Source organism: Arthrobacter sp. 05N429 (genome assembly GCF_056397045.1).
The window spans coordinates 80,912-96,296 of the sequence record NZ_JBFTMQ010000006.1 but is presented as its reverse complement, the minus strand read 5'-3'; the positions used below and the strand labels follow the sequence as shown (position 1 = coordinate 96,296).

14 protein-coding genes and 1 tRNA gene are annotated in these 15,385 nt (G+C 67.5%); all 15 read right to left on the bottom strand.

The window, feature by feature from the left end; genetic code table 11:
- Window positions 1-96: 96 nt before the first annotated feature.
- Window positions 97-1,455, bottom strand: coding sequence for an ABC transporter substrate-binding protein (locus tag AC1DF4_RS12375; protein WP_476913171.1), 1,359 nt, complete (start codon window positions 1,453-1,455; stop codon window positions 97-99).
- Between the two features lie 177 nt (window positions 1,456-1,632).
- Window positions 1,633-1,706: transfer RNA gene (locus AC1DF4_RS12370), tRNA-Leu, on the bottom strand.
- 32 nt (window positions 1,707-1,738) lie between these two features.
- The gene (locus tag AC1DF4_RS12365) at window positions 1,739-2,686 is read right to left on the bottom strand and encodes an N-acetyltransferase (RefSeq protein ID WP_476913170.1); all 948 of its coding nucleotides are present in this window, start codon (window positions 2,684-2,686) and stop codon (window positions 1,739-1,741) included.
- A 110-nt stretch (window positions 2,687-2,796) separates the two neighbouring features.
- The gene (locus AC1DF4_RS12360; protein ID WP_476913169.1) at window positions 2,797-4,266 is read right to left on the bottom strand and encodes an NAD(P)/FAD-dependent oxidoreductase; all 1,470 of its coding nucleotides are present in this window, start codon (window positions 4,264-4,266) and stop codon (window positions 2,797-2,799) included.
- 38 nt (window positions 4,267-4,304) lie between these two features.
- On the bottom strand, window positions 4,305-5,693 hold the full coding sequence (locus tag AC1DF4_RS12355) for a S8 family serine peptidase (RefSeq protein ID WP_476913168.1): 1,389 nt from the start codon (window positions 5,691-5,693) through the stop codon (window positions 4,305-4,307).
- A gap of 174 nt (window positions 5,694-5,867) precedes the next feature.
- Window positions 5,868-6,815 carry a Ppx/GppA phosphatase family protein gene (locus AC1DF4_RS12350; RefSeq protein ID WP_476913167.1) on the bottom strand — a complete coding sequence of 316 codons (948 nt, stop codon included), beginning with the start codon at window positions 6,813-6,815 and terminating at the stop codon, window positions 5,868-5,870.
- A complete protein-coding gene (locus tag AC1DF4_RS12345) occupies window positions 6,812-7,537 on the bottom strand; it encodes a DUF501 domain-containing protein (protein ID WP_476913275.1) in 726 nt (241 codons plus the stop codon). The genes AC1DF4_RS12350 and AC1DF4_RS12345 overlap by 4 nt, the downstream gene beginning before the upstream one ends.
- 101 nt (window positions 7,538-7,638) lie before the next feature.
- Window positions 7,639-8,328 carry an FtsB family cell division protein gene (locus AC1DF4_RS12340; RefSeq protein ID WP_476913166.1) on the bottom strand — a complete coding sequence of 230 codons (690 nt, stop codon included), beginning with the start codon at window positions 8,326-8,328 and terminating at the stop codon, window positions 7,639-7,641.
- A 204-nt stretch (window positions 8,329-8,532) separates the two neighbouring features.
- Window positions 8,533-9,813, bottom strand: a complete 1,281-nt coding sequence (gene eno, locus AC1DF4_RS12335; protein WP_224048898.1) for a phosphopyruvate hydratase — start codon at window positions 9,811-9,813, stop codon at window positions 8,533-8,535.
- Window positions 9,814-9,971: 158 nt separating this feature from the next.
- Complete coding sequence (locus AC1DF4_RS12330) at window positions 9,972-10,595, bottom strand: MazG nucleotide pyrophosphohydrolase domain-containing protein (RefSeq protein ID WP_476913274.1); 624 nt, start codon at window positions 10,593-10,595, stop codon at window positions 9,972-9,974.
- 67 nt (window positions 10,596-10,662) lie between these two features.
- Window positions 10,663-11,817 carry an adenosine deaminase gene (locus tag AC1DF4_RS12325; RefSeq protein WP_476913165.1) on the bottom strand — a complete coding sequence of 385 codons (1,155 nt, stop codon included), beginning with the start codon at window positions 11,815-11,817 and terminating at the stop codon, window positions 10,663-10,665.
- A 114-nt stretch (window positions 11,818-11,931) separates the two neighbouring features.
- Entirely contained in the window at window positions 11,932-12,678 is a 747-nt protein-coding gene (locus AC1DF4_RS12320) for a DedA family protein (RefSeq protein WP_476913164.1), read from the bottom strand.
- A 115-nt stretch (window positions 12,679-12,793) separates the two neighbouring features.
- Window positions 12,794-13,429 (bottom strand): DedA family protein, encoded by a 636-nt coding sequence (locus AC1DF4_RS12315; protein ID WP_476913163.1) that lies wholly within the window; start codon window positions 13,427-13,429, stop codon window positions 12,794-12,796.
- Window positions 13,430-13,661: 232 nt separating this feature from the next.
- Window positions 13,662-14,984 carry a thymidine phosphorylase gene (locus AC1DF4_RS12310; protein ID WP_476913162.1) on the bottom strand — a complete coding sequence of 441 codons (1,323 nt, stop codon included), beginning with the start codon at window positions 14,982-14,984 and terminating at the stop codon, window positions 13,662-13,664.
- The gene (locus AC1DF4_RS12305) at window positions 14,981-15,385 is read right to left on the bottom strand and encodes a cytidine deaminase (RefSeq protein ID WP_476913161.1); all 405 of its coding nucleotides are present in this window, start codon (window positions 15,383-15,385) and stop codon (window positions 14,981-14,983) included. The genes AC1DF4_RS12310 and AC1DF4_RS12305 overlap by 4 nt, the downstream gene beginning before the upstream one ends.

Below are 15,385 nucleotides of genomic sequence, written 5' to 3'. Positions count from 1 at the left end.
CCTGCCGTACGTGACGCAGCCTTTCCCACCGCCCCGGCAACGCAGAAGACCCCCGTCCGGTGGACGGGGGTCTTCTGCGGCTAGGGAAAGTCGGGCTTAGAGCTTGCCGAACTCTTCCTTGGATGCCTTGTAGGTGTTGTCATCCTGGAACTCGTAGATGCCGATGTAGGCTTCCGTCGGGTCCCCGGCTTCGGAGAACGTTACGGGGCCGGACTGGCCGTCGTAGTCGATGTCCTTGCCGTTGCGGAGCAGGGTGATGCAGGACGGGAAGTCGCTGCACTTTTCGCCGCCTTCGGAGACTGCCTTGAGCTGGGCGGCGATGTCGACGCCCTTCGTGCTCTTGGCGGCTTCGGAGGCCAGTGCGATCAGGTTCACGGCGTCGTAGGACTCACCTGCGTAGCTGTAATCCTTCAGCGCCGGATCGATGGCCAGCAGCTTCTTCTTGAAGTCGTCCTTGGCGAAGGTACCCGGGATGGTGCCCTGGGCGCCCTTCAGCGTGCCCGCTTGGAAGTCCTTGCTGTAGTCGGACATGTTGCCGTCGACGAGGAACATCTGGGTTGGCTTGACGCCCTTGCCGGTCATCAGCGGAACGATGCTCTTGGCCTGGTCGAAGGTGATCAGGGCGATGGCATCCGGCTTCGCGGCCAGGACCTTGTCCACCTGGCTGCTGAACTGGGAATCGCCTTCGTTGAACAGTTCTTCTGCAACGACCTTGCCGCCTGCCGCCTCGAACGCCGACTTCACGTTCTTCGCAAGGCCGGTTCCGTAAGCGTCGTTCAATACGATCATGCCTACGGTCTGTGCGCCACAGGTGGCCATGTAGTTGCCGAGGACCTTACCCTGGAGCACGTCCGAGGGGGCGGTGCGCCAGTAGAGGCCCTTGTCGTCCCAGGCGGTGAAGTCCGGCGAGGTGTTGGCCGGGGAGAACTGGATGACGCCCGCGCCGGTGATCTGGTTGATCACGGTCTTGGAAACGCCGGAGGATGCAGCACCGACGATCGCACTGACACCCTGGCCCAGCAGAGCCGTGGTGGACTGCGTGGCGATATCGGTCTTGGTGTCACCGGAGTCGCGGTGGATGACCTCTACAGGCTTGCCCATCACGCCGCCGGCATCATTGATTTCCTTGATGCCAAGGTTGACACCCGCGATTTCGGGCGGGCCGAGGAAGGCCAGCGAACCGGTGGTCGGCAGGAGCGAGCCGATCTTCAGGGCGGTGTCGGTGGTGGTGGTTGCTGCGGGAACCGGTCCGGTGTTGGTCGCGGCTGTTGTACCGGCACCAGCTCCAGCGCTGGGTGCCGGGCAAGCGATGCCGGCGGCGTTGGCGCTAGCGGTTCCGGTTCCGGTCGACGACGGCGTGGATGTGCCACCACAAGCCGTAGCCAGAAGGGCGACGCCGATGCTAAGCGCGGTGAGCTTAGCGATGCGCGGCGCCACCTGGGGGAGTGAAGTCATTTACAATCTCCTCGATCTAAAGGTGCGAACGGCCTTTGATGCGAAAGATCAGGTGTTCCTGATTTAACTTCAAGCTAATGCAATTTCGGCCCGAACCAAAGTGACTACGGTCACATCCTTATAACACTCGTTGCATAGAGGAAATCTGGCCGCCGGACCCGGGCGCGCCAAGAAGCGTGCCCCAGGTGGGACTCGAACCCACAACACGCGGATTTTAAGTCCGCTGCCTCTGCCAATTGGGCTACTGGGGCGCCCGGTCCATGGTATCCCGCCGGGCCGTTGGCTAGGCGCTGCCAAACGGCTTGGCATAGCGGAATGTTCCGCTCACGCCGCCCGGCCAGAGGGCCAGCGGGAGCAGCTGGAAGTGCACACCCCAGGCCGGATCGGGGGCCTCCACGCCAAGCGAGGTCGACGTCACGAAGCCGAAGCGCGAGTAGTACTCCGGGTCGCCCAGCAGCGCGATGCCGCGCTCCCCCGCGGCGTTGGCCCGGGCGATCGTTTCCTTCATGAGAGCGCTGCCGATGCCGTGGCGCTGCACGCGCGGCACGACGCCGATGGGGCCCAGGCCCAGGAGCGCCAGCTCCCCCGCCCGGCCACGGGTGCTGATCACATGCCCGACGACCTCGCCGCCCTGCACCGCGACGATGCTGAAATCCGGCAGGTATTCCTCACAGTCGAAGAGCGCACGCAGGAGTTCCACCTCTTCGGGTTCACCCTCGACCGGCAGCCCAGTGACCGGGGAAACAGCAAACGCCGCGGCGGTGAGGGCGAGGATGGCGGGCCGGTCCGCGGGCTGCTCGCTGCGCAGCACCAGCTCAGGGGCCGGCTTCTGTTCCCCGCTGGCGGCGACCAGTTCGTGCAGCACCTCGAGAGCCCGGTCAGCGTCCGCCACCGGGACCAGGATGTGGTCATGGTGGAAGCCAGCGAGGACGTTGCAGCTGATCTTTGCCTCGGTCAGGGCAGCGCTTACGGCTGCTGTCAGGCCAATGGCTTCGAGCGAGGAGCGCACTTGAAGGGTGATCCAGGCACCGACAAAGTCGTAAGGCAGTCCCAGGCTGTCGGCTTCGGCCCGCGGCAGCACGACGGTCAGGCCTTCCGCCTCACGGACGGCAGCGGCGACCGCGCCGGCCAGGGGCCTGCCGTGCGGCCAGAGGACGTAAACGAACTCCCCCTCGCGGAGTTCCGGGTGCATCGTGGCCAGCAGGGTATGGAGGTCCTTTTCAGCGGTCATGGAGCCAGTCTAGGCTCGGCCCGCCCGGGTCCCGGGCGGCGGATGACGGGTTAACGGCGACGGCGGCCGCTCCCCCGCAAGGGAACGGCCGCCGTCGAATGCTGCTGCGGCTACTTGGAGTCGGCCGAAACCGCTTCCTTGTTGGCAGGCTTGCCGGCATCTGCCGCCGGCTTCTCAGCCGGAGCCGCAGGCGGAGCCTCAGCCGGCTTGGGGGCCGGCGTTGCGGCGGCCACGAAAGCGCCGCGCGGGTTATCCAGGTCGACCAGCTGGGTGGTGTCGCGGCCAACGAAGAACGCCAGGATCCAACCAAAGATCACGCGGAGCTTGCGCTCCACGGTCGGCATGGCCAGGCCGTGGTAGCCACGGTGTGCCAGCCAGGCGAGCGGGCCCTTGAGGCCGATCCGGCCCACGATGTTGAGGTTGGCCACACCCTTCCACTCGCCGAAGCCGGCGACGGCGCCCAGGTTCTTGTGCTTGTAGTCCTTGAGCGGCTTGTCCCAGCGGGAGGCCCACAGGTTCTTGGCGAGGCGCTTGGCCTGGCGCAGCGCGTGCTGGGCGTTCGGGACGCAGGTGCCGTCCGGCAGGCCGCTGCCCGTGAGGTCCGGCACGGCCGCAATGTCGCCGGCTGCCCAGGCGTTGTCGATGATACCCTCGTCGCCTGCGATGCGCAGGTCCGGGAGGACGCGGACGCGGCCGCGGGGCTCCAGCGGGAAATCGGTGGAGCGGATCATCGGGTTGGCCTGCACGCCGGCAGTCCAGACCAGGGTGTCCGACTCGAATTCCTGCGCCGGCGTCTTGTCCGGGAGGTTGATGAGCTTCAGGGAGCCTTCGGCGTTGTCCAGCGAGGTGTTGAGCAGGACTTCGATGCCGCGGCTGCGGAGGTGTTCCACAACCCATTCGGCCTGGCTGGCCGTGACCTCGGGCATGATCCGGCCCATGGCCTCGACCAGGACGAAGCGGACTTCCTCCTGCTTGATGCGCGGGTTGTTCTTGACCGCGGCACGGGCCAGGTCTTCCATCTCGGTGATGCATTCGATACCGGCGAAGCCGCCGCCGACGACGACGAAGGTCAGTGCGCGGGCGCGCTCCACCGGGTCGGTCATGAGCGAGCCGGCTTCGATCCGCTCGAGCACGCCGTTGCGGAGGGCAACGGCTTCCTCGATGGTCTTCAGGCCGATGCCCTTGTCAGCGAGTCCCTTGATCGGGAACGTGCGGGTGATTGCGCCTGCGGCCACCACGACGTCGAAGTACGGAACCTCGAAGGTCGCGCCGCCGTCGGCCGGGGCAACCACGGCGGTGCGGTTGGCGTGGTCGATCGAGGTGACGCGGCCCTGGATGAGCTCGGTCTGCTTGAGGTGCTTGCGGTGCGAGACGACGGCGTGGCGTGCCTCGATGTTGCCGCCGGCAACTTCGGGGAGGAAGGGCTGGTAGGTCATGTAGGGCAGGGGATCAACGAGGGTGACGATGCCACCGGCATTCGCGATCTTCTTCTGCAGTTTGAGGGCTACGTACAGGCCGACGTACCCGCCGCCGACGACGAGTACCCTGGGACGGTCCTGGAGCTGAGGGGAGGATGCCATTCCCCAAGAATACCGTACTTTGTGAAAAACTTCACTAACTACGGTTTCGGGGTGGAATCCACCGAATCGAGCACTCCGGTTTCCGGGTTTCCGGGTCCGTCGGGGCCTCCCTTGGGGTTCGTCCGCACCGCGCGGCGCAGCTGGAAGACCGCGGCTCCCACGATGCACAGGAACAGTCCGCCAAAGCCGAGCACCACCATGGCCGGCACGGCGCTGTCCAGCCCGGACGGGGGCTCCGCGACCGGGACTGTGGCCTCCGGCAGGGTGGGCGCCGCGCTGGACGGAACCGCCGACGTGGCGGGCGGTGTGGTGGCGAGGTTGCCCCGCCGGTGGACCCGGATCCAGTCCGAAATCGAACCCAGCGGGTTGATCCGGGTTTCGGGGACGTCGGCCTTGAGCGCCGCCTCGGCGTTGAGGATCCCGAAGCCGTACAGCGGGTCCTTGCCCGGGGCGCCGGCGTCCTTCGCGGTGCTGACGATTCTGTTGATGACCTGGCTGGCCGTCATTTCGGGCCATTTGGAGCGGATCAGGGCAGCGACTCCGGCGACGATGGGGGTGGCACCCGAGGTCCCGGCCCATTCCGCGTAGCCGCCGCCGGGGAGCCCGCCGATCAGATTCTCCGCCGGGGCCGCGACGCCGATGCTGATGCCCTGGGACGAGGAATCGATACTGGCGGTTCCTTTGCGGTCCAGCCCTGCGACGGTCAGCACGCCGGGAATGGTGGCGGGGGCCCCGACCTGGACGTTGCCGCCCCCGCGGTTGCCCGCGGCGGCGACGATCACAACGTCGTTCTGCTCGGCGTACAGGAACGCCGCGTCCCAGCTCTGCGGCCATTCCGGTGAGGTGCTGCCGAGCGAGATGTTGATGACGCGGGCGCCGTTGTCGACGGCCCAACGGACAGCCTGGGGTATCTGGTCCTGGTCGCTCTTGCCGCCGGGGTTCGGCGACCCGAGCCAGGTTGAGACGGACAACAGCTGCGCCTCGGGGGCGACGCCGACGATTCCGTCCGGACCGACTGTCGGTCCGGCACTCGGGCTGGGCTTTGCCGTCGACCCCTCGGGCTGGTGCCCGCGGCCCGCCAGCATGGTGGCAACAAGGGTTCCGTGCTCGGGCTTTGCCCCGATGCTCTTCTGGCCGTCCGCGGTCCCTGCACCGGACACATCGACGCCCCCGGCCAGCACGCCGGCCAGGTCAGGGTGCTTGCCGTCCACGCCGCTGTCGATCACAGCGACCTTGACGTTGGCGCCCTTGGAGACCTCCCAGGCCTTGGTAATGCCGGACTCGGCAAGCCAGTATTCCTTGTCCCGCCAATCGTCGGCGTGCGCAGCGGGGGCTCCGGTCAAAGCGGCCGTCAGGGTGCCGCCCGCAAGGGCCAAGGCCATCAACGCGGAGGCGGCCCGGCGGCGCCGGTCTGTTGCTCTGGTCATTCGGGTCCTATCGGCCGGACAGCTGGTGGCGCTGCGGTAAGAGTGCGCTGCGGTTACGGTGGCGCTGCGGAACGCGGAGGGATCTGGGCGAGGTTCGGGAATGGGCGCTGGCTGGCCGGGCGTCCGCCGGGCACGCAGTCCAGCCGGCCTGAGGCCAAGCTGATGCCCTGCTGCCTAGCTGATACTCAGGGCAATTCCGTCAAGAATATCGTGTTCACTGGTGACCGCCGTAACGACCCTGCCGTCCGTGGCTTCGGCCAGCCGCTCCAGGACGCGCCGCCAGACGAGTGCGCCTGCCCCAATCACGTCCACCCGGCCGGGATGCATGTAGGGCAGCGCGGCCCGTTCTGCGTGTGACATCGCGAGCAGCTCGGAGCAAGCCCTGCGCACGTCATCCAGCGAAAGTTCAGTACCGTGGATGGCCTTAGCGGAGTATTCCGGCAGCCGCAGAGCGTGGGCCGTAATGGTGGTGATGGAACCGGCCACCCCGACGACGGCGGCGCTGCGGTCCAGCGGGACGGTGCGTGCCGCCTCATCAATGGCGGCGTCGACGTCGGCCTCCGCCGCGGCGATCTGCTCCGCCGTCGGCGGGTCGCTGCGCAGGTGGCGTTCCGTCATCCGGACACAGCCCATGTCGACGCTCCTGGCGGCGATGACGCCGTCGGCGTTACCCAGTACGAACTCCGTGCTGCCGCCGCCGAGATCGACCACGAGGACGGGATCCTCGCCCCGGGAGGGCAGGACGCTGCTGGCGCCGGCGAAGGACAGCGCGGCTTCCTCGTCCCCGGTGATGACTTCGGGTTCCACGCCGAGGATCTCGCGGATGCCGTCGACGAAAACCCGGCGGTTGCCGGCGTCGCGGGTGGCGGAGGTCGCGACGAAGCGCACTTTGGCGGCCCCGTGCCGGCGGATCTGCCCGGCGTAGTCCGCGGCGGCTGCGAAGGTCCGGTCCAGGGCCTCCTGGGCGAGTTCGCCCGTGGCGTCCACACCCTGGCCGAGCCGGACGACGAGCATTTCGCGCACGACGTCGGCCAGCCGGGGCGTCGCGCCGTCCGTATCCGCGTCGGCGATGAGCAGGCGGATCGAGTTGGTGCCGCAGTCGACGGCGGCCACCCGGGTCACTGGCCGGCCCCGCTGCCGCCGACGTCGGTCGTGCTGCCGGGGTCTTCGGTGCGCGGCTTCCGGACCGGGGCCGGCCTGCCCACGATCTCCGGAAGACCCTGCGGGCCGTGCCTGCTGAGGTCCTGCGAGGGGGCTTCGCCGCCGGTGTCCCATGCGCCGTCGCAGTAACACCTGTCCTGGGTCCACCACTCTCTGATGGCTGCGATGGCCTCGTCGCCGAGCGGGTTCACGCCCGGTCCGGCGGCGAGCGAATGGCCCACCAGGACGTGCAGGCATTTGACGCGCGTAGGCATTCCGCCGGCGGAGATGCCGTCAATTTCGGGCACGGCTCCGATCCCGGACCGGGCGCCGATCTCAGCGCGGGACGCCAGGTAAGCCTCGTGGGCGGAGCGGTAGTCCGCGGCCAGGGTGCCGTCTCCTCCGAGCCGTTCGTTCATCTCGTTCATCAGGCCCGCCGCCTCCAGCCGCGACACCGCCGAGGTGATGACGGGGTGCGTGAGGTAGAAGGTGGTGGGGAACGGTGTGCCGTTGCTCAGCCGCGGGGAGGTGGCCGCCACGAGCGGATTGCCGCAGACGCAGCGGGCAGGGATCTCGACGACGTCGCGCACCGGGCGCCCCAGCTGCCGGCTCAGGACATCGAGGTCGCGGGACGAAGGCCTGCGGGATTCCCCCGGGGAGCGGGAGGGATCCGGGGTGCCCGGGGTCTCTGTGCTCCGGTCCACTGACGTGGGGGTCTCGTCCACTCGGTTCTCGTCCACGGGGGCGGCACCTTCCTGCCCTGTCTGGTTTGTCCGGCGGACAATCCTGCGGCGGGCGCCGCTGCTTAGTCTGTTGCCGAGCGCCGGATGGATTCCCAAAGGGAGTCCACCCAGGGCAGCTCGGCCGGGTCTTGGGCTGATCCTGCACCGGCAGCGCCACCGGACGATCCGGCAGGTAGATCGCTGCCGAAAACCCAGTAGCCCGTTTCGCCGGGCATAACCATGTTAATGCGGTCGCGGGCCTGTTGCTTCACGTAGTTCGGATCCTGCCACCGGGAGACCTGCCGCCGGAGATCATCCTGCTGGGACTGCTTAGCGGCAATGTCCGCCTGAAGCGCGGCGATTTCGGCACGCTTCTCGAAGAAGATCTTGACCGTGGGCGCCAGCATGATGGTGATGGCAATCATGACGACGAGCAGCGCCAGCATGCGGCCCGAGAAGGCCTTGGCGGGAACGGGGTGCTCTTCGGCTGGCGCAGCGCTGTCCCCCGCACCCGTGCCGTTCCTGCTCGGGTGTTGCTTTGCTTTCGCCTGACCGGGACCGCCCGGCGGCGTTGCGGCGGACGGCGCTGCTGACGGACGGGCGGCGACGGCGTTGCCGGTCCGGGAGTTTGGGGCGGCCCCACCGGCCGGTTCCTGCTGGATACCGCGGGAACTGCCGAAATCAGCCTGGATGACGTCGCCGCCGTCGCCAGTGTCCGGAGACTTCGGGGCCGCAGGCGTGGCCCGGGGAACCTTGGGTCGGCGGGTAGCCATGTCACTCCTGTAATGCCCGGTGCCCACCGGGCCGGCTTGCGGCTTGCTGGTTCAGTGCTGTTCGGTTCTGATCAGTGTTGATCGGGCTGCTCAGTGCTGGTCGCCGTGGCCCGGGCCGGGCACCGACACGGAACCAGATGCCAAAAAAGAACCGGCGGCCATGGTCTTTCAACCATAGCCACCGGTTCACGGTTCGTGCGGTTACTAGCCGTTGAAACGCGGGAAAGCGCTCCGGCCGGCGTAGCGTGCGGCGTCGTCGAGTTCCTCTTCGATGCGCAGCAGCTGGTTGTACTTGGCAACGCGCTCGGAGCGGGCCGGGGCACCGGTCTTGATCTGGCCCGCGTTGGTGGCAACGGAGATGTCGGCAATGGTGGTGTCCTCGGTCTCGCCGGAGCGGTGCGAGGTGATGGTGGTGTAACCGGCGCGCTGGGCGAGGGAGACGGCATCCAGGGTCTCGGTCAGGGAACCGATCTGGTTGACCTTCACCAGCAGCGAGTTGGCGGTCTTCGAATCGATACCGGTCTGCAGGCGTTCCGGGTTCGTGACGAAGAGATCGTCACCCACGATCTGGACCTTGTCGCCGATGGCGTCGGTGAGGGTCTTCCAGCCTTCCCAGTCGTTTTCGTCCAGCGGATCCTCGATGGAAACCAGCGGGTAGTCGGCAACGAGCTCGGCGTAGTAGGCGCTCATCTCGGAGGAGCTGAGGGACTTGCCTTCGAACTGGTAGGCACCGTCCTTGAAGAACTCGGAGGAGGCCACGTCCAGGGCGAGGGCAATATCCTGGCCCGGGGTGTAGCCGGCGTTCCGGATGGCTTCCTGGATGAGGTCCAGGGCTGCGCGGTTGGACGGCAGGTTCGGCGCGAAGCCGCCCTCGTCGCCGAGGCCGGTGGACAGGCCCTTGGCCTGCAGGACAGCCTTGAGGGCGTGGTAGACCTCAACACCCCAGCGCAGGCCCTCGGAGAAGGTCTCGGCACCCAGCGGGACAACCATGAATTCCTGGATGTCGACGTCGGAGTCGGCGTGCGAGCCGCCGTTGAGGATGTTCATCAGCGGCACGGGAAGGACGTGCGCGTTCGGTCCGCCGAGGTACTTGTAGAGCGGCAGGTCGGCGGAGGCCGCGGCTGCGTTGGCGACGGCCAGGGAGACGCCGAGGATGGCGTTGGCGCCGAGCTTGCTCTTGTTGGCGGTGCCGTCCAGGTCGATCATCGACTGGTCGATGCTGCGCTGGTCGGTGGCGTCGAAACCGATGAGTGCCGGGGCGATCTGGTCGATGACGGCGTCAACGGCCTTCTGGACGCCCTTGCCGAGGTAACGGCCCTTGTCGCCGTCGCGGAGCTCCACGGCCTCGTGCTCGCCGGTGGAGGCGCCGGAGGGAACTGCCGCGCGGCCGATCTGGCCGTCCGAAAGCAGGACTTCAACTTCTACGGTGGGGTTGCCACGGGAATCGAGGATCTCGCGGGCGTGGATGGCATCGATAAGCGCCATGGATAGGCTCCTTTGGGTGAAGCGATCTGCTGGGAATCTGATGGGAAATCAAGCTGGGAATCAAGCTGAAAAACCGACGTCCTCGTCGTTACACAGCCTAGTCGAGAGTGGCATAAGTTACAGAAACCTATCCATTCCCCGGACGTCATTTTGGCGGTCTACGGGGACGGCGGCGGTGGCCGGCTCACCTGGAAGCGGCGGTTCGCGCCGCGGAGGGCGCGTTCGGCGTCGAGTCCCCGGGCACGCGCGCTGGCCGCGATGGCGAAGAGCAGGTCCCCGAGATCCTCCTCCGACGCCGGGACGTCAACCGGCGCCGTGGACAGCGGGACAACGGAGCCGGCCCGCTCGGCGCGGTCCAGGAGTTTCTGGGCCCGGGCCAACGCCGGCAGGGCACCGGGAACGCCGTCGAGGGGTCCGCGGGAAGGTCCAGCGCCGGAGTGTGCTGACCCGGAGTGCAGGACCTGCTCCGAGCGTTTGACGGCGTCCCACGTCCGGACGATTTCCTCCACCGTCGCCGGGAAGGACTCCTGCAGGGATCCGTCAGGACGGAACACATGCGGGTTGCGGCGGATCATTTTGGCGGTGAGGCCGCGGGCGACGTCGTCGAGGTCGAAGGAGTTGCGTTCCTGCGCGAGCCGGGCGTGCAGGACCACCTGGAGCAGAACGTCGCCCAGTTCGGCCTTCAACTCGGCGTCGCCGCCGTCCGTTTCGATGGTTTCCGCCACCTCGTAGGCCTCCTCGAGGAGGTACTCCACAAGGGATTCGTGGGTGAGTGCACCCATCCAGGGGCAGTGGGCGCGCAGTTCGGCGATGCAGCCGGCCAGCGCGCCCACCGCGGTGGATTTTTCGTTAGCCAAGGTCGGCGTAGGCCTCGTTGATGTATTCGACGAGGGCTTCCTTCTCTTCCAGCGGCAGGAATGCGGCCTCGGCCGCGTTCAGCGTGAGCTCGAGCAGGTCGTCGAGGTCGTAGTCGAACGTCTCGACCAGCAGTTCGAACTCGTCCGTGAGGGTCACGCCGCTCATGAGCCGGTTGTCGGTGTTGATCGTGACGTTGAAGCCGAGCTGGTAGAGCATGTCCAGCGGGTGGCTTTCGATTCCCTCGCCGAAGCCGGCGATGGCTCCAGTCTGCAGGTTGGAGGAGGGGCAGATCTCCAGTGCGATGCCGCGGTCGCGGACCCAGCTGGCGAGCTCACCGAGCGTGACCATGCCGATGTTGTCGTCGAGCTGGTCGCTGCCGGCGGCGTCCTCGTCCTCTTCGAATTCAACGGTGACATCCTCGGCGATGCGGACGCCGTGGCCCAGGCGCAGGGCGCGCCCGTCGACCAGGGCGGACTGGATGCTCTCGAGTCCGGCAGCTTCACCGGCATGGACCGTGACCGGGAAGTTGTGCTGGGCCAGGTACGTGAAGGCGTCCTTGAAGCGGGACGGCAGGAAGCCGTCCTCGGCGCCGGCAATGTCGAAGCCGACGGCGCCGTTGTTGCGGTGGCGGACGGCGAGCTCGGCGATTTCCTGGCCGCGGTCGGCATGGCGCATGGCGGTGATCAGCTGGCCGACCTGGATGTCGCGGCCGGTCTCGGCGACGGCGTCGACACCGGCGTCGAGGCCGGCCTGCACAGCCTCGACGACCTCGTCCAGGCTCAGGCCCTTCGCCAGGTGCTGTTCGGGTGCCCAGCGCACTTCACCGTAGACGACGCCGTCGTCGGCGAGGTCTTCGACGAATTCCTTGGCGACGCGGAAGAGACCTTCCTTGGTCTGCATCACGGCAACGGTGTGGTCGAACGTCTCGAGGTAGCGGACCAGCGAGCCGGAGTCGGCGGATTCGCGGAACCACTCCCCCAGGGCGACGGGATCGGTGGAGGGCAGCGTGTGTCCCACGGCCTCGGCAAGTTCAATGATGGTGGCCGGACGGAGTCCGCCATCCAGGTGGTCGTGAAGGGAAACCTTGGGGAGGCCCTTCAGGTCGAATTCGAGGTCAGGGGCAGCGTCAAGAATTATCTCAGTCACGTTCCAACCTTAGGGTCGGACGCCGGGCAACACCAGCCGGTGGTGCCGTGCGCGCGGCGAACCGTCAGCTGGCCGGGCAACCGGCAAGCCTGTGCCCGCGGCCGACCGCCGGAATCAGGCCTCGACGTCGGCCGGTGCCGCCAGCGGCGCGGGCGCAGCGGGCGCGGTATGCGTGGTCATGGTCTGCGCAGTCTTGGCGTGTGCCGCCTTGGCATCGGCTGCGAGGCCCGCCGCCCGGCTGGCCGCCGCGGCAGCCCCCCTCGTGTCGCGCCAGCGGTGCAGCCAGGTCAGCAGGTGGTCGATCACGATGCCCAGCACGATCGCGAAGGCGATGGCGATCCCGACCCCCAGCAGCGGGTGTTCGTGGACCCAGTTGCCCGCAATGATGCCGATGCCCGCCGAGTAGGCCACCCACGTGATGGAGGCAAAGACGTCGAGGATGACGAACCGGCGGCGGGGGTAGGCCGTGGTGCCGGCGATCCAGTTGACGGCCACGCGTCCCACCGGGATGTAGCGCGCCGTGAAGATCAGCATGGCGCCGCGCTTGTCGAGTTCATAGCGCGCCCAGGCAAGGGCGCGCTGGACCTTGGGTTTGCGCATCCACCGGAAGCGCTCGACGCCAACATGGCGGCCGAGGAGATAGGCCATGTTGTCGCCGGCAATGGCCCCGACGGCGGCCGCGGCCATAACCCACCACATATTCGGCTGGCCGGACGTGACAGAGAGGGCACCCAAGGCGACGATCAGGGTTTCACTCGGCAGAATCGGAACGAAACCGTCGATGAAGCAGAAGAGCGTAAGAATCGGGTAAATCCACCACTGTCCCGCGGCATGGAGTATAGCCTCATTGATAAATTCCACGCGGGCGTTGCTCCTAGGAAAGTGACGAAAAAGCGCTCTTCAGTGTCCCATGACCGGCAAGGATGCGCTACGTTTCGGCCGGGACAAATCTTCTCAGTTTCGGGCTTTGCGCCTTCTAAGGCTCTGCCGGAGGGACCGGCTGCCCGGCGTCTTCGGGAAGCGTCCCGCGCAGCCTGCTGATGACCAGGTCCACCAGGATCCCCAGACCGATCGCGCAGATCACGGCGACGATGACCCCAAGCAAGTGGTTTTCTTCAAACCACTGGCCGAAGAAAAGGCCGATGGCGACGGAATACGACGCCCAGAGCACCGCGGAGAGCACCGTCAGCCCGATAAAGCGTGACCGCGGGAAGTGGGTGGCGCCGGCCGTCAGGTTGACGGCGACGCGGCCGATCGGCACGAAGCGCGCCACGAGGATCAGCGAGGCGGGACGTTTGCGCAACTCGGTGCCGGCCCACCGGAATGCCCTCTGCATCCGGGGGCCGCGCATCCAGGCCCAGCGCTGCGTTCCTGTCCGGCGCCCGATCACGTAGGCGATGTTGTCGCCGAGAAAGGCGCCGGCGGCGGCTGTCGCGGCCAGGAACGCCGGGTTGGGGACGTCGGCGGTGGCGGCCACCGCGGCGAGCCCCACGACGACCGATTCGCTCGGAATGGGCGGGAAGAAGCCGTCTATCACACAGCACGCGAACACGAGGAAGAGCACCCAGGGTTGCCCCGCGGCGGCCAGGATGAAGTCGTTGATTGCCTGCACAGTTTCCTAACGCCCGGCGGGGCCAGATAGGTCCGTCGAGTAGAGATACTTCAAGCGCAGGCTCGGCCGGAGCCGGGCCTGCGCTTCAAGGGTACTGCTGTGGGGTTAGTGTACCGCCGGCCCCTGTTGCCTTACGGACACACCCGTCGCCCTATCACTTGTGGCGGCCAAACCTGATGCACAGGGACCGTAGGTGATAGGGCAACGCGGGTGCGGCGGTGGTCAGCCGGGGTTAGGCGATGCGGTCGATGATGAGCTTCTGCGCGGGCCGGGAGCCCTCGGGAGCGATCACTGCGGCGTGTTCTAGTGCTTCCTTGGCGCGCTCGAACTTCTCCGGGGTGTCTGTCAGAAGCGTCATGAGCGGCTCCCCCGCCTTGACCGTGGCGCCGGGCTTGGCGTGCATCCGCACCCCGGCTCCGGCCTGGACCTGGTCCTCCTTGCGGGCGCGTCCGGCGCCGAGGCGCCAGGCTGCCACACCGACGGCCATCGCGTCGAGCTCCACCAGGACGCCGTCGGCCGCGGCGTAAATGACCTCGGATTCCTTGGCGACCGGAAGTTTGGCCCGCGGGTCGCCGCCCTGCGCCTCGATCATCCGGTTCCAGACGTCCATGGCCCGGCCGTCGCGCAGGGCAGCCCGGGGATCGGCGTCGCGGACGCCGGCGCACGCCAGCATTTCCTCCGCGAGCCGGACCGTGAGTTCGACGACGTCTTCCGGACCGCCGCCGGCAAGGACCTCGCCGGATTCCTGAACTTCGATCGCGTTACCCGCGGTGAGGCCCAGGGGCGTGTTCATGTTGGTCAGCAGCGCGACGGTGTTGACGCCGGCGTCCTTGCCCAATGCGACCATGGTCTCGGCGAGTTCCCGGGCGCGCGCCTCGTCCTTCATAAAGGCTCCACTGCCGACCTTGACGTCCAGCACCAGCGAGCCGGTGCCTTCGGCGATCTTCTTGCTCATGATCGAGGATGCGATCAGCGGGATCGCCTCGACGGTCCCGGTGACGTCGCGGAGCGCGTAGAGCTTCTTGTCGGCCGGGGCCAGTCCGGCGCCGGCCGCGCAGATGACCGCGCCGACATCCTGGAGCTGGGCCATCATTTCCTCATTGCTGAGGTCCGCGCGCCAGCCCGGGATGGCTTCGAGCTTGTCCAGGGTGCCGCCGGTGTGGCCCAGGCCGCGGCCCGACAGCTGCGGCACCGCCACGCCGAAGACCGCGACCAGGGGTGCCAGCGGCAGGGTGATCTTGTCCCCGACACCTCCCGTGGAGTGCTTGTCCGACGTCGCCTTCATGCCGCCGTCGGGCCGCCGCAGGCTGGAAAAGTCCATCCGCTCGCCGGAGGCGATCATGGCCGCCGTCCAGCGGGAGATCTCGGCCCGGTCCATGCCGTTGAGCAGGATGGCCATGTTCAGGGCTGCCATCTGCTCGTCGGCGATGGCGCCACGGGTGTACGCGTCAATCGTCCAGTCGATCTGGGCCGGGCTGAGCACACCCTTGTCCCGCTTGATGCGGATGATGTCGACGGCGTCGAAAGCTTCGGTCGTCTTGGGAGTTGGTGTCACCGGGGTTCCTCCAGGTGTTGGGGGCCAAAGGCATCGGGAAGGACCTGGTCCATGGTCTTGATTCCCTGGGTGGTCATGAGCTCCATGTCGGGAGCCCGGAATTCGTAGAGCAGCTGCCGGCAGCGTCCGCAGGGCATAAGGACGTTGCCGCCGGCATCCACGCAGTAGAAGGCGCGGAGCAGGCCGCCTCCGGTCATGTGCAGATTGCCCACGAGGGCGCATTCGGCGCACAGGGTCAGTCCGTAGCTGGCGTTTTCGACGTTGCAGCCGCTGACGATCCGGCCGTCCGCGGTGAGGGCTGCTGCCCCCACCGCGAACTTCGAATACGGCGCATAGGCGTTCTTCATAGCGGCGACCGCGGCGGCCTCGAGGGCCGCCCAGTCGACGTCGGCGCTGTCCAT